This is a genomic window from Mizugakiibacter sediminis, assembly GCF_000953855.2.
GTDB lineage: Bacteria > Pseudomonadota > Gammaproteobacteria > Xanthomonadales > Rhodanobacteraceae > Mizugakiibacter > Mizugakiibacter sediminis.
The window spans coordinates 1-22,120 of record NZ_DF970146.1 but is presented as its reverse complement, the minus strand read 5'-3'; the positions used below and the strand labels follow the sequence as shown (position 1 = coordinate 22,120).

23 protein-coding genes are annotated in these 22,120 nt (G+C 71.3%); 19 read left to right on the top strand and 4 right to left on the bottom strand.

Going from position 1 to position 22,120, the window contains the following annotated elements; all coding sequences use genetic code 11:
- A partial coding sequence (locus MBSD_RS01855) for a laccase domain-containing protein (RefSeq protein ID WP_187300533.1) occupies positions 1 to 308 on the top strand: 308 nt, incomplete at its 5' end.
- 13 nt (positions 309 to 321) lie between these two features.
- Here the strand turns inward: MBSD_RS01855 and MBSD_RS01850 are convergent.
- From MBSD_RS01850 to otsB, 4 genes are all read right to left on the bottom strand, one after another.
- Complete coding sequence (locus MBSD_RS01850; RefSeq protein WP_062534528.1) at positions 322 to 1,218, bottom strand: GGDEF domain-containing protein; 897 nt, start codon at positions 1,216 to 1,218, stop codon at positions 322 to 324.
- Positions 1,219 to 1,298: 80 nt separating this feature from the next.
- A complete protein-coding gene (gene otsA, locus MBSD_RS01845; protein WP_062534526.1) occupies positions 1,299 to 2,699 on the bottom strand; it encodes an alpha,alpha-trehalose-phosphate synthase (UDP-forming) in 1,401 nt (466 codons plus the stop codon).
- Positions 2,696 to 4,477 (bottom strand): glycoside hydrolase family 15 protein, encoded by a 1,782-nt coding sequence (locus MBSD_RS01840; RefSeq protein WP_062534524.1) that lies wholly within the window; start codon positions 4,475 to 4,477, stop codon positions 2,696 to 2,698. Before MBSD_RS01840 ends, otsA begins: the two co-directional genes overlap by 4 nt.
- Entirely contained in the window at positions 4,474 to 5,268 is a 795-nt protein-coding gene (gene otsB / locus MBSD_RS01835; protein WP_062534522.1) for a trehalose-phosphatase, read from the bottom strand. The genes MBSD_RS01840 and otsB overlap by 4 nt, the downstream gene beginning before the upstream one ends.
- A gap of 153 nt (positions 5,269 to 5,421) precedes the next feature.
- Here otsB and clpB point away from each other — a divergent pair, with 153 nt between their 5' ends.
- From clpB to MBSD_RS01745, 18 genes are all read left to right on the top strand, one after another.
- Complete coding sequence (clpB, locus tag MBSD_RS01830; protein WP_062534520.1) at positions 5,422 to 8,025, top strand: ATP-dependent chaperone ClpB; 2,604 nt, start codon at positions 5,422 to 5,424, stop codon at positions 8,023 to 8,025.
- Positions 8,026 to 8,106: 81 nt separating this feature from the next.
- Entirely contained in the window at positions 8,107 to 8,403 is a 297-nt protein-coding gene (locus MBSD_RS01825) for an FmdB family zinc ribbon protein (RefSeq protein WP_062534519.1), read from the top strand.
- A gap of 98 nt (positions 8,404 to 8,501) precedes the next feature.
- Positions 8,502 to 8,828, top strand: a complete 327-nt coding sequence (locus MBSD_RS01820; RefSeq protein ID WP_062534516.1) for a hypothetical protein — start codon at positions 8,502 to 8,504, stop codon at positions 8,826 to 8,828.
- A 40-nt stretch (positions 8,829 to 8,868) separates the two neighbouring features.
- On the top strand, positions 8,869 to 9,435 hold the full coding sequence (locus MBSD_RS01815) for a DUF3011 domain-containing protein (protein WP_062534514.1): 567 nt from the start codon (positions 8,869 to 8,871) through the stop codon (positions 9,433 to 9,435).
- 127 nt (positions 9,436 to 9,562) lie between these two features.
- A complete protein-coding gene (gene aspS, locus MBSD_RS01810) occupies positions 9,563 to 11,335 on the top strand; it encodes an aspartate--tRNA ligase (protein WP_062534512.1) in 1,773 nt (590 codons plus the stop codon).
- A 33-nt stretch (positions 11,336 to 11,368) separates the two neighbouring features.
- On the top strand, positions 11,369 to 11,995 hold the full coding sequence (locus MBSD_RS01805) for an esterase/lipase family protein (protein WP_062534510.1): 627 nt from the start codon (positions 11,369 to 11,371) through the stop codon (positions 11,993 to 11,995).
- Positions 11,996 to 12,034: 39 nt separating this feature from the next.
- On the top strand, positions 12,035 to 12,766 hold the full coding sequence (locus MBSD_RS01800) for a YebC/PmpR family DNA-binding transcriptional regulator (protein WP_062534507.1): 732 nt from the start codon (positions 12,035 to 12,037) through the stop codon (positions 12,764 to 12,766).
- Between the two features lie 108 nt (positions 12,767 to 12,874).
- On the top strand, positions 12,875 to 13,444 hold the full coding sequence (ruvC, locus tag MBSD_RS01795; RefSeq protein WP_187300532.1) for a crossover junction endodeoxyribonuclease RuvC: 570 nt from the start codon (positions 12,875 to 12,877) through the stop codon (positions 13,442 to 13,444).
- Positions 13,441 to 14,037, top strand: a complete 597-nt coding sequence (gene ruvA / locus MBSD_RS01790) for a Holliday junction branch migration protein RuvA (RefSeq protein ID WP_062534529.1) — start codon at positions 13,441 to 13,443, stop codon at positions 14,035 to 14,037. The genes ruvC and ruvA overlap by 4 nt, the downstream gene beginning before the upstream one ends.
- Positions 14,038 to 14,061: 24 nt before the next feature.
- Positions 14,062 to 15,954, top strand: a complete 1,893-nt coding sequence (locus tag MBSD_RS01785; RefSeq protein WP_062534503.1) for a potassium transporter Kup — start codon at positions 14,062 to 14,064, stop codon at positions 15,952 to 15,954.
- Positions 15,955 to 16,044: 90 nt separating this feature from the next.
- The gene (ruvB, locus tag MBSD_RS01780) at positions 16,045 to 17,085 is read left to right on the top strand and encodes a Holliday junction branch migration DNA helicase RuvB (protein WP_062534502.1); all 1,041 of its coding nucleotides are present in this window, start codon (positions 16,045 to 16,047) and stop codon (positions 17,083 to 17,085) included.
- A gap of 30 nt (positions 17,086 to 17,115) precedes the next feature.
- On the top strand, positions 17,116 to 17,559 hold the full coding sequence (gene ybgC, locus MBSD_RS01775; RefSeq protein ID WP_062534500.1) for a tol-pal system-associated acyl-CoA thioesterase: 444 nt from the start codon (positions 17,116 to 17,118) through the stop codon (positions 17,557 to 17,559).
- Positions 17,560 to 17,656: 97 nt separating this feature from the next.
- Complete coding sequence (gene tolQ, locus MBSD_RS01770) at positions 17,657 to 18,343, top strand: protein TolQ (RefSeq protein WP_062534497.1); 687 nt, start codon at positions 17,657 to 17,659, stop codon at positions 18,341 to 18,343.
- 27 nt (positions 18,344 to 18,370) lie between these two features.
- Positions 18,371 to 18,820 (top strand): protein TolR, encoded by a 450-nt coding sequence (gene tolR / locus MBSD_RS01765; protein WP_062534495.1) that lies wholly within the window; start codon positions 18,371 to 18,373, stop codon positions 18,818 to 18,820.
- Complete coding sequence (locus MBSD_RS01760) at positions 18,807 to 19,781, top strand: cell envelope integrity TolA family protein (RefSeq protein WP_062534493.1); 975 nt, start codon at positions 18,807 to 18,809, stop codon at positions 19,779 to 19,781. Before tolR ends, MBSD_RS01760 begins: the two co-directional genes overlap by 14 nt.
- A gap of 5 nt (positions 19,782 to 19,786) precedes the next feature.
- Positions 19,787 to 21,103 carry a Tol-Pal system beta propeller repeat protein TolB gene (tolB, locus tag MBSD_RS01755; protein WP_062534491.1) on the top strand — a complete coding sequence of 439 codons (1,317 nt, stop codon included), beginning with the start codon at positions 19,787 to 19,789 and terminating at the stop codon, positions 21,101 to 21,103.
- A gap of 74 nt (positions 21,104 to 21,177) precedes the next feature.
- Positions 21,178 to 21,684: a peptidoglycan-associated lipoprotein Pal gene (pal, locus tag MBSD_RS01750; protein ID WP_062534489.1), complete on the top strand. Its 507-nt coding sequence runs from the start codon at positions 21,178 to 21,180 to the stop codon at positions 21,682 to 21,684.
- Between the two features lie 15 nt (positions 21,685 to 21,699).
- The coding region (locus MBSD_RS01745; RefSeq protein WP_272898328.1) for a YbgF trimerization domain-containing protein at positions 21,700 to 22,120 on the top strand (421 nt) is incomplete at its 3' end.

Below are 22,120 nucleotides of genomic sequence, written 5' to 3'. Positions count from 1 at the left end.
CGCCGCCGCAGCGCGTGCTGGCCTGGCTGGGCCCGGCGATCGGCGCGGCGTCGTACGAGGTGGGCGAGGAGGTGCGCGCGGCGTTCGTCGACCGCGACGCCGGCGCCGCCGCCGCGTTCGCGCCGACGCGCCCCGGTCACTGGCGCTGCGATCTCGAAGCGCTGGCGCGCCGCCGCCTCGGCGCCGCCGGCGTCGCGCGCATCCACGGCGGCGGCTTCGACACGTTCGCCGATGCGCGTTTCCCCTCCTATCGCCGCGACGGCGCGCGCAGCGGCCGCTTCGCCAGCCTGATCTGGATCGCGCCGTAGCGCCCGCGCGCGCTCAGCGGGCCGTGGCGTACAGCTCGACGCGGTCGCGGCCGTTGCGCTTGGCGGCGAGCAGCGCCTCGTCGGCGCGGGCGATGGCCGCGTCCAGCGCGTTGCCGGGCTCGACCTCGGCGAGGCCGACGCTGAAGCTGATGCGCAGCTTCAGCTCGCCGGCGAAACGGTGTTCGGCGACGCGCGCGCGCAGCCGCTCGCAGGCGCTCTGCGCGTCCGGCAGCGCGGCGTGGATCAGCAGCAGGAATTCCTCGCCGCCCCAGCGCGCCGCCCAGTCGCTCTCGCGCAGCGAGGCGCGCAGCAGGCGGCCCAGTTCCGCCAGCACGGCGTCGCCCACGCCGTGGCCGTAGCGGTCGTTGATCGACTTGAAGTGGTCGATGTCGAGCATGCCGACGCAGCGCGGCCACGCGCCCTCGATGTCGTGCAGGGCGCGGTCGGCGGCGCGGCGGTTCATCAGCCCGGTGAGGAAATCCGATTGCGCCAGCTTCTCCAGTTCGCTGCGTTCGCGCGCCAGCGCGGCGGTGACGTAGCGCACGTCGCGCAGCAGACGGCCGGCGGTGTCGCGGTAGTGCTGCGGCAATTCGGGCGGCGTGCCCTCGTGCAGGAACTCGCGCAGCGCGCGCGCGGCGAGGTCGATCGGCGCGGCCAGCTGGCGGAAGCCGCGGAACGCCAGCAGCGTGCCGGCCAGCAGCATGGCCACGCCCGGCAGCAGCCAGCCGCGGCCGTCGATGCGTTGGGTCGCGAGCAGCCAAGCCAGCAGCGCGAGCAGCGGAAGCTGCAGCGTCACGAACGCCACCGCGAAGAACTTGCCGGCGTAGCTGCGCGGCCGGTTGCCCGCCGCCAGCCGTGCGTACAGTCCCAGCGATGGGGGGCGTTGCAGCGCCTTGGGGAACAAGCGCATGGAGCCTCCTGCGAGCGTGCCCCCTCCCTTCGCCCGCATCCTGCTGAAAGCGCGGTCGCGGAACGCTGACGGCGGTCACGCTACGAAACGCGATGCAAGTTCCGTTCAGCTTGCGACGGCGGCGCCAATGCACGCAGGAACGCGCCGCGCCAGGCGGTGATGTCCTGCTGCCGCATCACGTCCATCATCGCCTGCCAGCGCGCGCGCCGCTCCTCCAGCGGCATCACCAGGGCGGCGCGCAGCGCGTCGGCGACCTCGTCCTGGTCGTAGGGATTGACCCGCAGCGCCGTCTTCAGTTCGTTGGCCGCGCCGGCGAAGCGCGACAGCACCAGCACGCCCGGGTCGGCCGGGTCCTGGCAGGCGACGTACTCCTTGGCGACCAGGTTCATGCCGTCGCGCAGCGGCGTCACCAGGCCGACGCGGGCGGTGCGGTAGTAGCCGGCCAGCGTGGCCTGCGGGAATGCCTTGTTGACGTAGCGGATCGGCACCCAGTCCGGTTCGGCGTAGGCGCCGTTGATGTGGCCGGCGATGCGCTCCAGCTCGCGGCGGATGGCGCGGTATTCCGGCACTTCGCTGCGCGAGGGCGGCGCGATCTGCAGCAGCGAGACGCGACTGCGCAGGTGCGGCGCGGTTTCCAGCAGGCGGCCGAAGGCGGAGAAGCGTTCCGGCAGCCCCTTCGAGTAGTCGAGCCGATCGACGCCGATCACCAGCGCGCGCTCGGCGAGGCTCTCGCGCAGGCGCGCCACCGCGGCGCCGGCCGCCGCGCGCGCGGCGCTCCCGGCGACCGCCGCCGTGTCGATGCCGATCGGGAAGCAGTCGGCGCGGAAACGGCGGCCCTCCGGCATGCGGATCGTGCCGTCATCGGCCAGCTCGGCGCCGGACTCGTGGCAGAAATAGTCCTGCAGCGCGCGCAGGTCGCGCGGCGTCTGCAGGCCGACCAGGTCGTAGGCGGCCAGCGATTCGATCAGCTCGCGGTGGCGCGGCAGCGTCACCAGCAGATCGGCCGGCGGCAGCGGCGTGTGCAGGAAGAAGCCGATGCGACAGGCCACGCCGCGCCGCCGCAGGTGCGCGGCCAGCGGGATCAGGTGGTAGTCGTGCACCCAGACCACGTCGTCCGGCTGCAGCAGCGCGGCCAGGTGCTCGGCGAACAGCGCGTTGACGCGCTGGTAGCCGGCGTAGGTCTCGCGGCGGTAGTCGACCAGGTCGGTGCGGCAGTGGAACAGCGGCCACAGCGCGCGGTTGGCGAAGCCGGCGTAGTAGTCGTCGTGGTCGCGGCGCGAGAGGTCGAGGGTGGCGTAGGTGATCAGGCCGTCGCGCTGGCGGCGCGGTTCGCCGGCGCTGGTCGCGGCCAGCTTGCCGCTCCAGCCGAACCACACGCCGCCGCTCTCCGACAGCGCGGCGTGCATGGCCGTGGCCAGCCCGCCGGCGCGGATCTCCTTCGGCAGGGCGACGCGGTTGGAGACCACCACCAGCCGGCTCACAGCGCTTCCTCCCATGGGCGCGACAGGCGCATCGCCGCGTTGACCAGGCCGACCAGCGAATAGGTCTGCGGGAAATTGCCCCAGGCCTCGCCGCTGCGCGGGTCGATGTCCTCGGACAGCAGCCCGAGCGGATTGCGCCGCGCCAGCAGGTGCTCGAACAGCTCGCGCGCCTCGTCGTGCCGGCCCAGCGCGGCCAGCGCGTCGATGTACCAGTAGGTGCAGATGGTGAAGCTGCTCTCGGGCAGGCCGAAATCGTCCGGCGCCGCGTAGCGCAGCAGGTAGTTGCCGCGGCGCAGCTCGCGGCCGATCGCGTCGACGGTGGCGGCGAAGCGCGGATCGTCGCCGCGCACGAAGCCGATGTCGGCGAGCAGCAGCAGGCTGGCGTCGAGGCGGTCGCCGTCGAAAGCGTCGACGAAATGGCCGCGCACGGCGTGGAACCCGCGCGCGATGATGCCCTCGCGCAGGCGGTCGGCGGTGTCGCGCCAGTGCCGCGCGCGCGGCTCCAGGCCGAGCCGGCCGGCGATGCGCGCCAGGCGGTCGCAGGCGGCCCAGCACATCGCCGCGGAATAGGTGTGCACGCGCGACGTACCGCGGAATTCCCACAGGCCGGCGTCCGGCTGGCCGGCCAGGCGCGCGGCGGCCGCGCCGAGCGGTTCCAGGCGCGCGAAGGTTTCCGCGTCGCCGGGGCGCTCCAGGCGCCGGTCGAAGAACAGTTGCGAGGCGGCCAGCAGCACGCTGCCGTAGATGTCGTGCTGGCGTTGCCGCCAGGCGTCGTTGCCGATGCGCACCGGTCCCATGCCGCGGTAGCCGGCGAGGTCCGGCGCGTCGCGCTCGTGCAGCTCGCGCGCGTAGGTGATGCCGTAGACCGGGCCGAGCTCGCCGTCCGCCGCGGCGAGGTTGAAGATGTAGTGCAGGTATTCCTCCATGGTGCGGGTGGCGCCGAGGCGGTTCAGCGCGCGCACCACGAAGGCCGCGTCGCGCAGCCAGCAGTAGCGGTAGTCCCAGGTGCGCGGCGTGTCCGGCGCTTCCGGGATCGAAGTGGTCACCGCGGCGACGATCGCGCCGGTGTCCTCGAACTGGCACAGCTTCAGCGTGATCGCCGCGCGGATCACCGCCTCCTGCCATTCGAACGGCACCGACAGGTAACGCACCCACTCGCGCCAGTAGTCGGCGGTGTGGCGCAGCAGCTCGTCGACGAAGTCGTCGACCGGCCGCGTCAGCGTTTCGTCGGGGCCGAGCACGCAGTGCAGCGGGCGTTCCAGGATCAACGGCAGCGCGTCGGTGACGTACGGCACCGGCAGGTCCGAGGTCAGGCGCAGCGTCACCGCGTCGAGCAGGAAGCGCACGTGGTTGCTGCCCGAGGTGCTCGCCGGCACGCGCGCGCCGTAGCCGGTCAGCGGCGCGAGGCGCATGCGGATGCGCGGCGTGCCCGCCACCGGCGCGATGCGCCGCGCCAGCATCATCGGGTGGTAGATGCGGCCGTGCTGCTTGTAGCGCGGCGCGAGGTCGGTGATCTCGACGATGCCGCCATGGCGGTCGTGCAGGCGCGTGACCAGCACGGCGGTGTTGCGCAGATAGCGCTGCTCGGCCTGGGCGAAATCCTCCAGCTCCACCGCCCACAGGCCGGCGCCCTGGTGGCGCGGCGACAGCAGCGCGCAGAACGCGGGGTCGCCGTCGAAGTGCGGAAAGCAGCCCCAGACGATGCGGCCCTGCGCGTCGATCAGCGCGGCGATGGCGCCGTTGCCGACGATGCCGAGGTCGAGGCTGGGGGCGTTCATGGGCCGGAACCTCCCTGTTCGAGCGCGGCGGCGACGCGCCGCAGCCAGGCGTGCACGTCGGCGGGCGCGGGCAGCGCGTAGCGCGCCGCGCTGGGACGCGCGCCGACCAGCACGCTGAGGCCGTCGGCGCGGTTGACCGCGGCGAACGCGTGCTCGTCGGTGAGGTCGTCGCCGACGAACACCGGCGTGCGATCGCGGAACGGCGGCGCCGCGCGCAGCGCCTCGACCGCGCGCCCCTTGTCGGCGCCGGCCGGCTTCAGCTCGCAGACCATCGCGCCGGGCTGCAGGGCGATGCCGGGCAGCGCCGCGGCGATGCGCGCGGCGCCTTCGTGCACCTGCGCGGCGAGCGCGGGCGCGTGGCGATAGTGCAGGGCGACCGCGGCGGGTTTGGGTTCGAGCCGCACGCCGGGCAGCGCGGCGGCCAGTTCGCGCGCGCGGGCGTGCAGGCGCGCGGCAAGCGCGCGATCGAGCTCGAGCGCGCGGCGCGCGCCGTCGGCGGCGCGCAGCTCGCAGCCGTGGACGCCGGCGGCCGGCAGGCGCAGCGGCGCGAACAGGCGGTCGAGGTCGTCGATGCCGCGGCCGCTGACCAACGCCAGCGCGCCGTCCAGCGCATCGCGCAGGCGTTGCAGCAGGCCGATCAGCGCGGGCGGCACGCGCACGCCGGAAGGGCTCGCCGCGAACTCCAGCAGCGAACCGTCGACATCCAGGAACAGCGCCCACGGCGCGCCGCGGTGCGGCAGCGGCGGCCGGGGCAGCGGCGTCCCGGGGGCGGGCGTCGAACGCGGTTCCACCTCGCAAATCTGGGGCCGGTACGGACGAATCAAAGCTTTTCGATTGTGCCGCAAGCCGCGCGCAGGGCCAAACCCGCTTGAATCCGCGCCTTGCGGCCGCACCTCCGGGACAGCGGCGGCGCAGGCCGCCATCGTTTTGCGGGGGAACACCCAATGCGGATGGACAAACTCACCTCGCGCTTCCAGCAGGCGCTGGCCGACGCCCAGTCGCTGGCGGTCGGACGCGACCACAACATGCTCGAGCCGGCGCACGTGCTGGCCGCGCTGCTCGACCAGCAGGGCGGCTCGACGGTGCCGCTGCTGACGCAGGCCGGCGTCAACGTGCCGGCGCTGCGCCAGCGCGTCGCGGCGATCCTCGAGCGGCTGCCGCGCGTGGCCGGTCAGGAAGGCAACCTCAACGTCGGCAACGAGCTGAGCCGCCTGCTCAATCTCACCGACAAGCTGGCGCAGCAGCGCGGCGACCAGTTCATCGCCAGTGAGCTGTTCGTGCTGGCGGCGCTGGAGGACAAGGGCGAGGTCGGCGCGGCGCTGAAGGCGGCCGGCGCCAACCGGGCCGCGCTGGAAGCGGCGATCGACAAGCTGCGCGGCGGCGAGAAAGTGCAGAGCGAGGGCGCCGAGGATCGGCGCCAGGCGCTGGAGAAGTACACCATCGACCTCACCGCGCGCGCCGAGTCCGGCAAGCTCGATCCGGTGATCGGCCGCGACGAGGAGATCCGCCGCGTCGTGCAGGTGCTGCAGCGGCGCACCAAGAACAACCCGGTGCTGATCGGCGAGCCCGGCGTCGGCAAGACCGCGATCGTCGAAGGCCTGGCGCAGCGCATCGTCAACGGCGAGGTGCCGGAGGGCGTGGCGCGCAAGCGCGTGCTGGCGCTGGACATGGGCGCGCTGATCGCCGGCGCCAAGTTCCGCGGCGAATTCGAGGAGCGGCTGAAGGCCGTGTTGAACGACCTGGCCAAGAACGAAGGCCAGATCATCCTGTTCATCGACGAGCTGCACACCATGGTCGGCGCCGGCAAGGCCGAGGGCGCGATGGACGCCGGCAACATGCTGAAGCCGGCGCTGGCGCGCGGCGAGCTGCACTGCATCGGCGCCACCACGCTGGACGAGTACCGCAAGTACGTCGAGAAGGACGCCGCGCTGGAGCGCCGCTTCCAGAAGGTGTTCGTCGGCGAGCCCAGCGTCGAGGACACCATCGCCATCCTGCGCGGCCTGAAGGAGCGCTACGCCGTGCACCACGGCGTCGAGATCACCGACCCGGCGATCGTCGCCGCGGCGACGCTCTCGCACCGCTACATCAGCGACCGCCAGTTGCCCGACAAGGCCATCGACCTGATGGACGAGGCGGCGTCGCGCATCCGCATGGAGATCGATTCCAAGCCGGAGGAACTGGACCGCCTGGAGCGCCGGCTGATCCAGCTGAAGATCCAGCGCGAGGCGCTGAAGAAGGAGAAGGACGAGGAGTCGCAGAAGCGCCTCGCCGACCTCGAGGCCGACATCGCCAAGCTGGAGCGCGAGTTCGCCGACCTGAACGAGGTGTGGAAGTCGGAGAAGGCGACGCTGCAGGGCGCCACCAGGATCAAGGAGCAGATCGAGGCCGCGCGCCTCGAGCTCGAAGCCGCGCAGCGCCGCCAGGACTACGCGAAGATGAGCGAGATCCAGTACGGCCGCCTGCCGGAGCTGGAGAAGCAGCTCAAGGCCGCGCAGGAAGCGGAGAAGCACGGCTTCACCCTGCTGCAGGACCGCGTCACCGCCGAGGAGATCGCGGAAGTCGTCTCGCGCTGGACCGGCATCCCGGTGTCGAAGATGCTGGAGGGCGAACGCGAGAAGCTGCTGCACATGGAGGACGCGCTGCACAAGCGCGTGGTCGGCCAGGACGAGGCGGTGCGCGCCGTCTCCGACGCCATCCGCCGCGCGCGCGCCGGCCTGTCCGACCCCAACCGCCCCTACGGCTCGTTCCTGTTCCTCGGCCCCACCGGCGTCGGCAAGACCGAGCTGTGCAAGGCGTTGGCCGAGTTCCTGTTCGACACGCAGGACGCGATGGTGCGCATCGACATGAGCGAGTTCATGGAGAAGCACTCCGTCGCGCGCCTGATCGGCGCGCCGCCCGGCTACGTCGGCTACGAGGAAGGCGGCTATCTCACCGAGGCGGTGCGCCGCCGTCCGTACAGCGTGATCCTGCTGGACGAGGTCGAGAAGGCGCACCACGACGTGTTCAACGTGCTGCTGCAGGTGCTGGACGACGGCCGCCTCACCGACGGCCAGGGCCGCACCGTGGACTTCCGCAACACCGTGGTGGTGATGACTTCCAACCTCGGCTCCAACCTGATCCAGGAGCTGGCCGGCGAGGGCGAGGAGGAGTACCTCAAGATGAAGTCGGCGGTGCTGGGCGTGGTGCAGGCGCACTTCCGCCCCGAGTTCATCAACCGCCTCGACGAGCTGGTGGTGTTCCGCCCGCTGGAGAAGGCGCAGATCCGCGCCATCGCGCGCATCCAGATCGGCTACCTGGAGAAGCGCCTCGGCGAGCGCCAGCTGAAGCTCGAGATCAGCGACAAGGCGCTCGACCTGCTCGGCAACGTCGGCTTCGACCCGGTGTACGGCGCGCGGCCGCTGAAGCGCGCCATCCAGCAGCAGCTGGAGAACCCGCTGGCGAAGGAGATCCTCGAGGGCCGCTTCCAGCCGGGCGACACCATCGCCGTGGACGTGGCCGGCGGCGCGCTGGCCTTCGCCCGCCGCCCGCCGCTGGCCGCCAGCGCTTGAAATTCCGCCGCGTATCCGCATAGTGCGCGGCACTGCGCCCGGCCGCCCCGGCGGCCGGGCCACGTTGCACGGGGTTTTGCCATGCCGATCTACGAATTCAGTTGCGGTGCCTGCGGCCATCGTTTCGATCGCCTGCAGAAGCTTTCCGATCCCGATCCGCGCGACTGCCCGCAGTGCGGCCGTCCCGAGCTGAGCCGCTGCGTCACCGCGCCGGCGTTCCGCCTGGCCGGCAGCGGCTGGTACGAGACCGACTTCAAGAAGGACGGCGACACCAAGCGCAACCTCGCCAGCAGGGACGACGCGCCCAAGACGGACGCGCCCAAGACGGAGCCGGCGGCCACGGCGCCCAAGGCCGAGAAGGCCGCCGCGGCCGGCTAAACGCGCGGCAACCGCCGCGCGGTCCGCACGCGCCGCGCCAGCCGGCGTTCAGCCCGGTCCCCGATGATCGGAGGCGACCCCACGAGGAGGTCGCCACGATGAATGCGAAGACGCTTGTTCTGGGCCTGACGCTCGCGCTGGCCGCGCCGCTGGCGCTGGCCCACGACTACGACCGCGGCCACGGCCCCTACGACCATCGCGGCTGGCACGACCGCGACGGCTGGCGGGACCGCGACGGCTGGGCCTACCACGACGACCGGCGCTGGCGCCACCACTGGCGCGACGACGACGACGACTGGCGCTGGCGCGACGACGACGACTGGCACTGGCGCCGGCATCGCGATGGGGACGATCGCTGGTACGGCGGCTACGACTACGGCGCCTGGTTCGACGACGGCGGCGTCAGCATCTGGTACGAACGCTGAGCCCGCTCCCTCCGTCACCGCCACCCGAGGCAACGATCCGATGCGCCCCCTCCCGATCCTGCTGGGCACCCTGCTGGGCATCGCCGCCGCCGGCCTGGCGAGCGGCCATGACGAGCGCGACTACGGCCGCTACGACGACACGCGCTACATCGGCGATCCCGGCGGCAGCCTGGTCTGCGAGAGCCGCGACTACCGCGTGGTGCGCTGCCCGGTGCGCTGGCGCGACGCGCGGCTCGTCGAGAGACTGTCCGGCGCCGAATGCATCCGCGGCCGCACCTGGGGTCTCGACCGCGGCGGCCTGTGGGTCAGCGACGGCTGCCGCGCGCGCTTCGTCGCCGCGCGCGGCTGGTACCGCGACGATGACGACGACGACGACGGCTGGCGCCCCGACGCCGGCTGGGACCGGCCGTTCAGCCTCACCTGCGGCAGCAGCGACATGCGCTACCGCTTCTGCGCCGCCGACGTCGGCCGCGGAGGCGGCGTCTGGGTCGAGCGCCAACTCTCCGAAAGCGCCTGCGTGCGCGGCGAGACCTGGGGCTGGAACCGTGCCGGCGTGTGGGTGGATCGCGGCTGCCGCGCGGTGTTCCGCGTCGACCGCCGCTGGTGAGGCTGGGTCTCGCGGCCCGCCGCGCCCGCCGCCCGTGCGGCGGGCGTTTTGTTTGCAGCGCAGCAAATCCGGCCTTAGCATTTCGCGTCTTGCCTTATCCGCCCGCGGGCGGCCGGAGCCTTCGCGCATGCGCACCCACTACTGCGGCCTCGTCGACGAGAGCCTGATCGGCCGGAACGTCACCCTGTGCGGCTGGGTCGACAGCCGCCGCGACCACGGCGGCGTGGTGTTCCTCGATCTGCGTGACCACGAGGGCATCGTGCAGGTGGTGGCCGATCCGGACGCGGCCGAGGCGTTCGCCGCGGCGAGCGCGGCGGGCTACGAGTACTGCCTGCGCGTCGCCGGTACCGTGCGCAAGCGCGTCAGCGTCAACGACCGCGTCAAGACCGGCCGCGTCGAGGTGCTGGCGCAATCGATCGAGGTGCTGAACGCCGCGCGCGACCTGCCGTTCGCGCTGCACGAGAATCCCAACGAGGAGATGCGGCTGAAGTACCGCTACCTCGACCTGCGCCGTCCGGAGATGCAGCGCATGCTGCGCACGCGCATCAGGCTGGTGCAGGCGCTGCGCCGCCAGCTCGACGCCGCCGGCTTCCAGGATCTGGAGACGCCGATCCTGACCAAGGCCACGCCGGAGGGCGCGCGCGATTATCTGGTGCCATCGCGGGTGCACCCGGGGCAGTTCTACGCGCTGCCGCAGTCGCCGCAGCTGTTCAAGCAGATCCTGATGATGGCGGGCTTCGACCGCTACTACCAGATCGCGCGCTGCTTCCGCGACGAGGACCTGCGCGCCGACCGCCAGCCGGAGTTCACCCAGCTCGACATGGAGTTCGCCTTCGTCGAGGAACGCGACGTGCAGGACTTCGTCGAGGCGCTGATCCGCCGCGTGTTCAAGGAAGTGGTCGACGTCGAGCTGGCCGCGCCGTTCCCGCGCATGACCTGGGCGGAGGCCATGCGCCGCTACGGCTCCGACAAGCCGGACCTGCGCATCGCGCTGGAGCTCACCGACATCGCCGAGGCGGTGAAGGGCGTCGAGTTCAAGGTGTTCGCCGGCCCGGCCAACGATCCGCAGGGCCGCGTCGCCGCGCTGCGCGTGCCGGGCGGCGCCGATCTGACGCGCCGCGAGATCGACCTGCTCGCCGAACATGCCGCCAAGCACGGCGCGAAAGGTTTGGCCTGGATCCGCATCGACGACCTGGCCCGCGGCCGCGAAGGCCTGACCTCGCCGGTGGTGAAGTTCCTCGACGACGCGGCGTTGCAGGCGATCTTCGCCGCCACCGGCGCGCGCAACGGCGACCTGCTGCTGATCGGCGCCGGTGCGTGGAAGACGGTCAGCGATTTCATGGGCGCGCTGCGCCTCAAGGTCGGCCGCGACCGCGGCCTGGTCGAGAACGCCTGGCGGCCGCTGTGGGTCACCGACTTCCCGATGTTCGAGTACGACGCCGAGGCGCAGCGCTACGTCGCGCTGCACCACCCGTTCACCGCGCCCAAGGTCGACGACATCGCCGCGCTCAAGGCCGATCCCGCCCATGCGGTCAGCCGCGGTTACGACATGGTGCTGAACGGCAACGAGATCGGCGGCGGCTCGATCCGCATCCACCGCCCCGACATGCAGAGCGCGGTGTTCGACCTGCTCGGCATCGGCGCCGAGGAAGCGCAGGCCAAGTTCGGCTTCCTGCTGGAGGCGCTGAAGTACGGCGCGCCGCCGCACGGCGGCATCGCCTTCGGCATCGACCGCATCGCCGCGCTGATGGCGGGCACCGATTCGATCCGCGACGTGATCGCCTTCCCCAAGACCACCAGCGCGCAGTGCCTGATGACCGACGCGCCTTCGGTGATTCCGGAGGCGCAGTTGAAGGAGCTGCACGTGCGCGTGGCCGACGTCGGGGCGAAGGCCGGCTGAGCGCGCGGAAGGCACGCGCGTCGGCGTTTTGCGATGAGCGAGCACGTCCTGCTGCTGCACGGCCTGTGGATGCGCGGCTTCGCGCTGGCGGCGCTGAAGCGCCGGCTGGCCGCGCAGGGCTTCGCCGTGCACGCCTTCGAGTACCTCAGCGTGGCGGCCTCGCCGGAGCTGACGCTGCGGCGCCTGGCCGCGCGCGTCGAACGGTTGGGCGCCGAGCGCCTGCATCTGCTCGGGCACAGCCTGGGCGGGCTGATCGCGCTGCGCGCGGCGCGCGAACTGGAACTGCCGCCCGGGCGCATCGTCTGCCTCGGCTCGCCGCTGGCCGGCAGCGCCGCCGCCCGCGGGCTCGCCGGCCTTCCCGGCGGCGCCCTGCTGATGGGGCAAAGCTTCGCCCTGCTGCGCGACGGCCTCGGCCGCTGGGAGGGCGCGCGCGAGGTCGGCGTGATCGCCGGCCGGCTGCCGCTCGGCCTGGGCGCGTGGCTGGGCCGTTTCGGCGGCGAGCACGACGGCACCGTGGCGGTCGCCGAGACCGAACTGCCCGGCATCGCCGACCATTGCACGGTGGCGGCCTCGCATACCGGGCTGCTGTTCTCCGCCGAGGCGGCGGCGCAGGCGGTGGCGTTCCTGCGGCGCGGGCACTTCGAGCGCGGAGTGGGGTAAAATCGCGCGCTTGTCCGTCCTCCAGACGCAGGAAGTGCCATGGGTAGAGGCCCGTCCATCGAAGGCCGCAAGAACGCCGAAGACGCCAAGCGCGCCCGGGTGTTCACCAAGCTGATCCGCGAGATCACCGTCGCCACGCGCGCCGGCGTGGCCGACCCTGCGCTCAACCCGCGCCTGCGCGCGGCGGTGGACAAGGCGCTGGCCGCCAACATGTCGAAGGACACCATCGAGCGCGCGATCAAGCGCGGCTCCGGCGCCGACGGCGGCGCCGACATGCAGGAGCTGCGCTACGAGGGCTACGGCCCCGGCGGCGTCGCGCTGATCATCGAGTGCTTCACCGACAACCCGACGCGCACCGTGGCCGACGTGCGCCACGCGCTGACCAAGCACGGCGGCAATCTCGGCACCAGCGGCTCGGTGGCGTTCCAGTTCACCCGCTGCGGCGAACTGGTGTTCCCTACCCGCGGCGACGCGGCGGCGGAGGAGAAGGTGCTGGAGGCGGCGCTGGACGCCGGTGCCGACGACGTCATCAACGAAGGCGGCGAGAGCACGGTGCTGTGCGCGCCGGAGGCCTTCGAGGCGGTGCAGCAGAAACTGGCCGCGGCCGGCCTGCAGGCCGAGCACGCCGGCGTCGGCATGCGCCCCAACAACCGCGTGGCGGTGGCCGGCGAGACCGCCGAGGCGCTGCTCGATCTGCTCGAGAAGCTGCAAGGCCTCGACGACGTGAGCGAGGTCTACCACAACGCCGACCTGCCGGCGGAGCAGGCATGAGCGGAACGCGTGGCTCGGGAGTGGGGATTCGAGGCGGAAGCCCGGCCCCGGCCGCGTCGGCGACGAGCAACGCACGGCGTTTCTCGCCATAGGCCACGCGCTGCGGCCATGCCGTATCCACATTCCGAGTCCCGAGTTCCGAGTCCCGAGTCCCGGCCGGTGCGCATACTCGGCATCGACCCGGGCTCGCAGCGCACCGGCGTCGGCATCGTCGACGCCGATGCCGCGGGCAAGGCCCGCCACGTGTTCCACACGGCGCTCGCCGTGCTCGACGCCGACAGCTTTCCGCTGCGCCTGAAGCGCATCTACGACGGGCTCTGCGCGATCATCGAGGAGCATCGGCCGGAAGAGGCGGCGATCGAGCGCGTGTTCATGGCGCGCAACCCCGACTCCGCGCTGAAGCTCGGCCAGGCGCGCGGCGCGGCGATCTGCGCCGTGGTCAGCCGCGCGCTCGAGGTGCACGAGTACGCGCCGATGGAGATCAAGCAGGCCGTGGTCGGCGGCGGCGGCGCCGACAAGGCGCAGGTGCAGCACATGGTCTCGGTCCTGCTCGGCCTGCAGGGGCCGCTGCAGGCCGACGCCGCCGACGCGCTGGCGGTGGCGATCGCGCACGCGCACACGCGCGCCACGGTCGGCCGCATCGGCATTCCCCGCACCGCGTGGAGACGCAGGCGATGATCGGAAGGCTCCGGGGCACGCTGATCGTCAAGCAGCCGCCGTGGATCGTGCTCGACGTGCACGGCGTCGGCTACGAGCTGGAAGTACCGATGTCGACGCTGTACGACCTGCCCGAACCCGGCCGCGAGGTGACGCTGCTCACCCACTACGCGGCCAAGGAGGACACGGTCGCGCTGTACGGCTTCCTGCGCGAGGCCGAACGCGCGCTGTTCCGCAATTTGCAGAAGGTCAGCGGCATCGGCGCCAGGACCGCGCTGGCGGTGCTGTCCGGCGTCTCCACCGCGGACTTCGCCCGCCTGGTGCAGGCCGGCGACGTGGTCGCGCTGACCAGGATCCCGGGCATCGGCAAGAAGACCGCCGAGCGCATCGTCGTCGAGCTGCGCGACCGCGTCGACGGCTTCGCCGGCGCCGTGCCGGCGCTGGCGACGGGCGGCGCCGTGCCCAAGGACCCGGTGGCGGAGGCCACCGTCGCGCTGCAGCAGCTCGGCTACAAGCCGGCCGAGGCGCAGCGCCTGGTCAAGGATGCCGCACGGGACGGCGATGCCGCCGAGACGATCATCCGCAAGGCCCTGCGCGCCGCACTCGGCGGCTGAAGCGCACCGCCAGGAACACCGGCCATGACCCAGGCAGCGAGCGAAACCCCGCACGATCTCGGCAAGCGCGTCGCCGCTTTGGCGCTGGGCGCGATCGGCGTGGTCTACGGCGACATCGGCACCAGTCCGCTGTACACGATCAAGGAGACGTTCGGCGTGCACGGCGTGGCGGCGACGCCGGAGAACGTGCTCGGCGTGCTGTCGCTGGTGTTCTGGTCGCTGGTGATGATCGTGTCGGTGAAATACGCCGGCTTCATCATGCGCGCCGACAACAAGGGCGAGGGCGGCATCATGGCGCTGACCGCGCTGGCCCAGCGCAGCATGCGCAGCATGCCGGCGGCGCGCTGGTGGGTCGCCGTGCTCGGCCTGTTCGGCGCCGCGCTGTTCTTCGGCGACGGCGTGATCACGCCGGCGATCTCGGTACTGTCGGCGGTGGAGGGCATCGAGGTGGCCGCGCCCGCGCTGCAGCCTTACGTGGTGCCGCTGACGGCGGTGATCATCGTGCTGCTGTTCGCCTTCCAGCGTCGCGGCACCGGCAAGGTCGGCGCGGTGTTCGGGCCGGTGATGGCGTTGTGGTTCTGCGCGCTCGCTGCGCTCGGCGTGATGCACGTCGCCGGCCATCCGCAGGTGCTGCTGGCGTTGTCGCCGCACCATGCGGTCGCGTTCTTCCTGCACAACGGTTGGGAGGCGTTTTTCGCGCTGGGTTCGGTGGTGCTGTGCATCACCGGCGCCGAGGCGCTGTACGCGGACATGGGCCACTTCGGCAAGCGGCCGATCCGCATGTCCTGGTTCAATTTCGTCCTGCCCGCCCTGGTGCTGAACTACTTCGGCCAGGGCGCGCTGCTGCTGGCCGATCCGCGCGCGGTGCAGAACCCGTTCTATCTGCTGGTGCCGCAGCCGCTGCTGTATCCGATGATCGCGCTGGCCACGGCCGCCACGGTGATCGCCTCGCAGGCGGTGATCTCCGGCGCGTTCTCGGTGACGCGCGAGGCGATCCAGCTCGGCTACCTGCCGCGCATGCAGGTGCGCCACACCTCGCGCGAGACGATGGGGCAGATCTACCTGCCGTGGATCAACCGCATGCTGCTGGTGCTGACGCTGGCGGTGGTGCTCGGTTTCCGCTCCTCCAGCAACCTGGCCGCGGCCTACGGCATTGCCGTGGTCGGCACCATGACCATCGATTCGGTGCTGGTGATGATCGTGTTCCGCCGACTGTGGCAGTGGAGCTGGCCGAAGGTCGGCGCGGTCGGTCTGGTGTTCCTGGCGGTGGATTTCGCCTTCCTCGCCGCCAATGCCGACAAGGTCGAGCACGGCGGCTGGTTCCCGCTGGTGCTGGGCGCGGTGATCTTCACGCTGATGGCCACCTGGCGGCGCGGCCGCGAGCTGGTGATGCGCGAGATCAAGCAGAGCGGCCTGGCGCTGGAGCCGTTCATCGCCAACATCGCCGAGCATCCGCCGCTGCGCGTGCCGGGCACGGCGGTGTTCCTCACCGCCAACCAGGAGGCGGTGCCGCATGCGCTGCTGCACAATCTCAAGCACAACAAGGTGCTGCACGAGCGCAACGTGCTGCTGACGGTGGAGACGCTGGACACGCCCACCGCCGAACCCGATGAGCGCATCGAGCTGCAGGCGCTCGGCAACGACTTCTTCCGGCTGCTGCTGCGGGTCGGTTTCGCCGAGGATCCGGACGTGCCGGCGATGCTGGGCAAGTGCGCGATGAAGGGCCTCGGCTTCGACCTTATGGACACCACCTTCTTCCTCAGCCGCGAGACGGTGGTCGCCACCGACCGCCCCGGCATGGCGCTGTGGCGCGACAAGCTGTTCGCCTTCATGTCGCGCAACGCGATGCCGGCCACCGCCTTCTTCCGCATCCCCGGCAACCGGCTGATCGAGCTGGGGACGCAGGTGGAGATCTGAGGGTCGGGGAGCGGGGAACGGGAGTGGGGATGCCCACGGTCTTTTTGCTTCCCTCCAACCCTGCTCCCTGCTCCCTGCCATAATGCAGCCATGACCGACCGCGTCATCGCCGCCGCCGCCACCCGCGAGGACGAGGCCATCGAGGCTTCGATCCGTCCCAAGCGCCTGGACGAATATCTCGGCCAGCAGGCGGTGCGCGAGCAGCTGGCGATCTACATCGAGGCGGCGCGCCGGCGCGGCGAGGCGCTGGACCACGTGCTGATCTTCGGCCCGCCGGGTTTGGGCAAGACCACGCTCAGCCACGTGATCGCCAACGAACTGGGCGTCAACCTGCGCTCCACTTCCGGTCCGGTGCTGGAGCGCGCCGGCGACCTCGCCGCGCTGCTCACCAACCTCGAGCCGCGCGACGTGCTGTTCGTCGACGAGATCCACCGTCTGTCGCCGGTGGTCGAGGAGGTGCTCTATCCGGCGATGGAGGACTTCCAGATCGACATCATGATCGGCGAGGGCCCGGCCGCGCGCTCGATCAAGCTCGACCTGCCGCCGTTCACCCTGATCGGCGCGACCACCCGCGCCGGCCTGCTCACCTCGCCGCTGCGCGACCGCTTCGGCATCGTGCAGCGCCTGGAGTACTACTCGCCGGCCGAACTGACCGCGATCGTGCGCCGCTCGGCGAAGATCCTCGGCATCGCCTGCGATGCCGACGGCGCCGGCGAGATCGCGCGCCGCTCGCGCGGCACGCCGCGCATCGCCAACCGCCTGCTGCGCCGCGCGCGCGACTTCGCCGAGGTGAAGGCCGGCGGCACCATCACCCGCGACGCGGCGATGGCGGCGATGGATCTGGTCAAGGTCGATCCGGAAGGCTTCGACGAGCTGGACCGCCGCCTGCTGCGCATCATCATCGAGAGCTTCGACGGCGGGCCGGTCGGCGCCGACTCGCTGGCCGCCGCGCTCAGCGAGGACCGCGGCACCATCGAGGACGTGCTGGAGCCGTACCTGATCCAGCAGGGCTTCCTGGTGCGCACCGCGCGCGGGCGCATGGCCACGGCGCGCGCCTGGCGCCATTTCGGCCTGGCGCCGCCGCGCGTGCCGGCGGCGGCCGACCTGTTCGCCGAGAAGAGCCCCGAATGATGCCTGCCACGACTGCCGCGAGGGCCGCCGGTGACGCCGCCGCGACCGCCTGACCCCGCTGCGGTTCCGCCGCCATTCAGGTGGCGGATAAGGGTCTATTGGGAAGATACCGACGCGGGTGGAGTGGTCTACCATGCCAGCTATCTGCGCTTCCTCGAGCGCGCCCGCACCGAATGGCTGCGCGCCCGCGGCCTCGACCAGGTCCGCGTGCGCGAGGAGCATGGCGTCGTCTTCGTGGTGCGCGATCTTGCCGTCGAGTTCCTGCGCCCGGCGCGGCTCGACGACGAGGTCGACGCGTGCGTGACCCCGGTGCAGCAGCGCGCGGCGAGCCTCGAGTTCGCGCAGGCGCTGGAGCGGATCGGCGACGGCGCGCTGCTGGTGCGGGCCAGGGTGCGCGCGGCATGCGTGGAGGCGGACGGCTTCCGTCCGGCGCCGATTCCGCGCGCGCTGGCGCAGCGGCTGGCGGACGGCTGAAGCGCGCGGGCGCCCGCCGCGGGCGCAGGCGGCGCGCGGACGCGCCGGATACGGACAACCCTCGAGTCACACGCGACACACTGAGGAACATCGACGCATGAACGGTTCGCTGAACATCCTCGACCTGGTGCTGCACGCCAGCCTGCCGGTCAAGATGGTGATGCTGCTGCTGATCGGCTTCTCGTTCGCCTCGTGGGTGATCATCTTCCGCAAGAAGGCGATGCTGGACGGCGCGATGAGCGACGCCGACGCCTTCGAGGAGCGTTTCTGGTCGGGCACCGATCTGGCCGCGCTGTTCCGCGAGGTCAGCGGCCGCGGCGACGGCGTGCGCGGCCTGGAGGGCGTGTTCGAGGCCGGTTTCCGCGAGTTCGCCCGCCAGCGCCAGCGCAAGACCCTCGATCCGCGCATCGTGCTGGAAGGCGCGCAGCGCGCCATGCGCGTGGCGGTGACGCGCGAGGTCGACCGCCTCGAGCGCAACCTCGAGTTCCTCGCCAACGTCGGCTCGATCAGCCCCTACGTCGGCCTGTTCGGCACGGTGTGGGGCATCATGGCCGCGTTCCAAGGTCTCGGCAGCGTCAAGGAGGCGACCATCGCGATGGTCGCGCCGGGCATCTCCGAGGCGCTGGTCGCCACCGCGATGGGCCTGTTCGCGGCGATCCCGGCGGTGTGGGTCTACAACCGCTACTCGACCAAGCTCGAGCGCATCTCCACGCGCTACGACACCTTCCAGGAGGAGTTCTCCTCCATCCTGCAGCGCCAGATCCAGGCCGACGAGCGCGCCTGAGTCGCGCCGCCGGGAACCGAGACCGCCATGCAGAACCTGCACCGCCGCAAGCGCAAGCTGAAGGCCGAGATCAACGTCGTGCCGTACATCGACGTGATGCTCGTGCTGCTGATCATCTTCATGGTCACCGCGCCGCTGCTGAACCTCGGCGTCGACATCCAGCTGCCGCAGTCGGCGGCGAAGTCGCTGCAGAACGACAAGCAGCCGATCCTGGTCAGCGTCGACAAGGACGGCAACCTGTACCTGACGCTGGGCGGCGAGAAGCGCGAGCCGATCGAGGCCGACGCGCTGGTGCAGAAGGTCGCCGCGTTCGTGCGACAGAACCCGCAGGTGCCCGTGCTGATCGGCGGCGACGAGCGCGTCGACTACGGGCGCGTCTACCAGGCGATGGTGCTGCTGCAGCAGGCCGGCGTGCCCAGGGTCGGGCTGATGAGCCAGCCGGTGCAGGAGCCGCGTGGGGGCCATGGACGAGGTTGATACGACGCCGCGCGCGGTCGTCCTCTCCGCGCTGCTGCACGTCGGCATCGTCGCCTTCCTGTGGCTGGCGACGCTTTCCTGCGCGAACTGGGAAAGCTTCTTCGGCGCGCTGCGCCTGCCGCCGTGGATGAACCCGGTGACCTGCTCGAAGCCGGTCGCGCTGCCGGGGCCGGTGATCGAGGCCACCCTGGTCGGCCCGGCCGGCGCGCCGCTGCCGGCGCCGGCGAAGCCGGCGAAGGCGAAGGTCGAGCCGCCCAAGGTGTCGGTGGCCGGCGCGCCGCCGCCGCAGATCCCGCAGCCGCAGCCGCCCAAGCCGGAGCCGGTCAAGGTGCTGCCGCCGCCGCCGAAGCAGCCGGACGTCAAGGACCAGGAGAAGGTCGTGGCCGAGGCGCAGCAGAAGGCCGAGCAGGCGCAGAAGGAACAGGAGGAGCGCGAGCGTCAGCGCATGGCCGAACTGGAGGCGCAGCAGCAGAAGGCGCGCGAGCTGCTCAAGCAGCTCGAGCAGATCAAGCAGCAGCGCCTGGCCGCCGAGCGCAAGAGCAAGCTCGAGCAGCAGCGCCTGCAGCAACTGGCCGACCTGAAGAAGGAGCAGGCCAAGCAGAGCTCGCGCGAGGCGCCGGTCACCGACGCCACCGTGCCCGAGGCCGAGCAGGCGCGTTCCGGCATGGCCGGCCAGGACAATTCATTGCTGGCGCAGTACCAGGCCGCGCTGGTCAGCGTGATCACGCAGAACTGGCTGCGGCCCGATAACATCCCGAAGGGCGCGGTGTGCCCGATCCACATCGTGCAGATCCCGGGCGGCGAGGTGATCAGCGCCAAGGTCGATCCGAGCTGCCCTTACGACGATCTCGGCCGGCGCTCGGTCGAGAATGCCGTCGGCAAGGCGTCGCCGTTGCCCTACAAGGGTTACGAGAGCGTGTTCCAGCGCGACATCACCCTGAATTTCACGGTCCAGGACTGAGCATCATGCGTAGCATCAAATCCCTACTCGCCGCATTCGCGCTCGTCTGCGCGGCCCTGGTCGCCGGCCGCGCCGGCGCGCAGGGGCTGACCCTCGACATCGTCAACGGCGTGCCGTCGGCGATCCCGATCGCGATCGTGCCGTTCGCCAACGAAACGCCGGGGCTGCCGCCGTCGACCGACGTCGCCGACGTGATCCGCATGGATCTGAACCGCTCCGGCAAGTTCCGCGCGCTGCCGCGCCAGGACGTGGTCGAACTGCCGACGCGCGGTGCGGAGATCAAGTTTCCGACCTGGAAGCTGCTGAAGCAGGACTACATCGCGGTCGGCCACATCGGCGACGCCGGCGGCGGCGCGCTGCGCGTCGAGTTCGAGCTGTACAACGTCGCCAACCAGCAGCGCCTGCTGGGCATGGCGTTCACCGGCCAGGCCGGCGACCTGCGCGGCATCGCCCACCAGATCGCCGACCTGATCTACGAGAAGATCCTCGGCGTGCGCGGCGCGTTCTGGACGCGCATCGCCTACGTCACCGCCACCGGCACCGGCAGGAACATCCAGTACTCGCTGATCGTGGCCGATTCCGACGGCTACAACCCGCAGGTGGTGGTGCGCTCGCGCGAGCCGCTGCTGTCGCCGGCGTGGTCGCCGGACGGCAGGAAGCTGGCCTACGTGTCGTTCGAGCGCGGCGATTCCGCGATCTACATCCAGGACATCGCCACCGGCTCGCGCCAGTTGATCAGCGCGCGCCGCGGCATCAACGGCGCGCCGGCGTTCTCGCCGGACGGCAGCAAACTGGCCCTGACCCTGTCCTACGAGGGCAATCCCGAGATCTACGTGATGGATCTGGCCAGTCGGGCGATGACCCGCCTCACCAACAATTTCTCGATCGATACCGAGGCGGCGTGGATGCCGGACGGGCAGAGCCTGATTTTCACCTCCGACCGTTCAGGCAGGCCTCAGCTTTATCAGGTGCCCGTCGGCGGCGGGACCCCGCAGCGGATCACCTTCCAGGGCGAATACAACGCCCGCGCCTCCATTGCCTACGGCGGCAAACAGATCGCCATGGTGCAAGGTAAAGGAAACGTGTATCGTATTGCGGTGATGGACCGTAGCCTGGGCGATCAGTATCACTTTGTTTCGCCTGGGGATATGGACGAATCGCCGAGCTTCGCTCCGAACGGAAGCATGCTTCTTTATGCCGCGACCGAAGGGTCTCGCGGCGTGCTCTACGCGGTGTCGGAAGATGGCCGCGTGCGGCAGCGCCTCGTCCTCGCCGATGGCGACGTGCGCGAGCCCGCATGGGGCCCCTTCCGTCAGCGCTGATAACCGCCGGGCAACCGGCCGAAAAACCACCCCCGAACCGTACTGTCGACCATCATCCATTTGAGGGAACAACAATGAACACGACTGTTCGCGTCACTATGGCAGCACTGCTGTGCATCGGCGTGGCGGCTTGCGCCAAGAAGCAGGAAGTCAAGCCGGCGCCGGCGCCGGAGCAGCCGGCGGAAACCGCCCCGGCCCCGACCACCGGCAAGTACACCCCGGCCGATCTCGACACCGACGCCTGCCTGCGTCAGCGCGTGGTGTACTTCGATTTCGACAAGAGCGAGATCAAGCCGGAGTTCCAGCAGATCATCGCCTGCCACGCCAAGTACCTGCAGGACCGCCCGGAAGCCCGCATGACCCTCGAGGGCAACGCGGACGAGCGCGGTTCGCGCGAGTACAACCTCGGCCTGGGCGAGCGCCGCGGCAATGCGGTGTCCAGCGCGCTGCAGGCGGCCGGCGGTTCGGCCAGCCAGCTGAACGTGGTGAGCTACGGCGAGGAGCGCCCGGTGTGCCGCGAGCACAACGAGGCCTGCTGGTCGAAGAACCGCCGCGTCGAGATCGTCTACACGGCGAAGTAAGAGAGCGTTTGAACGATGAACAAGACCGACACCCGCAAGGTTGTCAGTCGCCTGGCGGCGGCCCTCGTGGCCGCCGCCGCGTTCGCGCCGGCGTTCGCGCAGGAGCGCCTCAGCCTGGCCGAGCGCGTCGCCCGCCTCGAACAGCAGGCGCAGCAGCAGCAAGGCAGCGTCAGCCTGGTCAACCAGGTGCAGGCGCTGCAGGCGCAGGTGCAGCAGTTGCAGGGCCAGGTCGAGGAGCTGAACCACCAGCTGCAGGAGCTGCAGCAGCGCAACAAGGACCAGTACATCGACCTCGACTCGCGCATCGGCCGCCTGGAAGGGCGCGCGCCGGCCGCGGGTCAGGGCACCGCGGGCGCCGACGGTGCCAAGCCGCCGGCCGCTGCCGGCACGAATCCCCCGGCCGCGGCGCCCGCCGCGGCGGCGAGCACGGCCGCGC

Excerpts from the sequence above, each read along its gene's own strand:
- MBSD_RS01850 (WP_062534528.1), bottom strand. The coding sequence starts at position 1,218 with ATGCGCTTGTTCCCCAAGGCGCTGCAACGCCCCCCATCGCTGGGACTG.
- MBSD_RS01840 (WP_062534524.1), bottom strand. The coding sequence starts at position 4,477 with ATGAACGCCCCCAGCCTCGACCTCGGCATCGTCGGCAACGGCGCCATC.
- clpB (WP_062534520.1), top strand. The coding sequence starts at position 5,422 with ATGCGGATGGACAAACTCACCTCGCGCTTCCAGCAGGCGCTGGCCGAC.
- MBSD_RS01825 (WP_062534519.1), top strand. The coding sequence starts at position 8,107 with ATGCCGATCTACGAATTCAGTTGCGGTGCCTGCGGCCATCGTTTCGAT.
- MBSD_RS01820 (WP_062534516.1), top strand. The coding sequence starts at position 8,502 with ATGAATGCGAAGACGCTTGTTCTGGGCCTGACGCTCGCGCTGGCCGCG.
- MBSD_RS01815 (WP_062534514.1), top strand. The coding sequence starts at position 8,869 with ATGCGCCCCCTCCCGATCCTGCTGGGCACCCTGCTGGGCATCGCCGCC.
- aspS (WP_062534512.1), top strand. The coding sequence starts at position 9,563 with ATGCGCACCCACTACTGCGGCCTCGTCGACGAGAGCCTGATCGGCCGG.
- MBSD_RS01805 (WP_062534510.1), top strand. The coding sequence starts at position 11,369 with ATGAGCGAGCACGTCCTGCTGCTGCACGGCCTGTGGATGCGCGGCTTC.
- MBSD_RS01800 (WP_062534507.1), top strand. The coding sequence starts at position 12,035 with ATGGGTAGAGGCCCGTCCATCGAAGGCCGCAAGAACGCCGAAGACGCC.
- ruvC (WP_187300532.1), top strand. The coding sequence starts at position 12,875 with ATGCCGTATCCACATTCCGAGTCCCGAGTTCCGAGTCCCGAGTCCCGG.
- ruvA (WP_062534529.1), top strand. The coding sequence starts at position 13,441 with ATGATCGGAAGGCTCCGGGGCACGCTGATCGTCAAGCAGCCGCCGTGG.
- MBSD_RS01785 (WP_062534503.1), top strand. The coding sequence starts at position 14,062 with ATGACCCAGGCAGCGAGCGAAACCCCGCACGATCTCGGCAAGCGCGTC.
- ruvB (WP_062534502.1), top strand. The coding sequence starts at position 16,045 with ATGACCGACCGCGTCATCGCCGCCGCCGCCACCCGCGAGGACGAGGCC.
- tolQ (WP_062534497.1), top strand. The coding sequence starts at position 17,657 with ATGAACGGTTCGCTGAACATCCTCGACCTGGTGCTGCACGCCAGCCTG.
- tolR (WP_062534495.1), top strand. The coding sequence starts at position 18,371 with ATGCAGAACCTGCACCGCCGCAAGCGCAAGCTGAAGGCCGAGATCAAC.
- MBSD_RS01760 (WP_062534493.1), top strand. The coding sequence starts at position 18,807 with ATGGACGAGGTTGATACGACGCCGCGCGCGGTCGTCCTCTCCGCGCTG.
- tolB (WP_062534491.1), top strand. The coding sequence starts at position 19,787 with ATGCGTAGCATCAAATCCCTACTCGCCGCATTCGCGCTCGTCTGCGCG.
- pal (WP_062534489.1), top strand. The coding sequence starts at position 21,178 with ATGAACACGACTGTTCGCGTCACTATGGCAGCACTGCTGTGCATCGGC.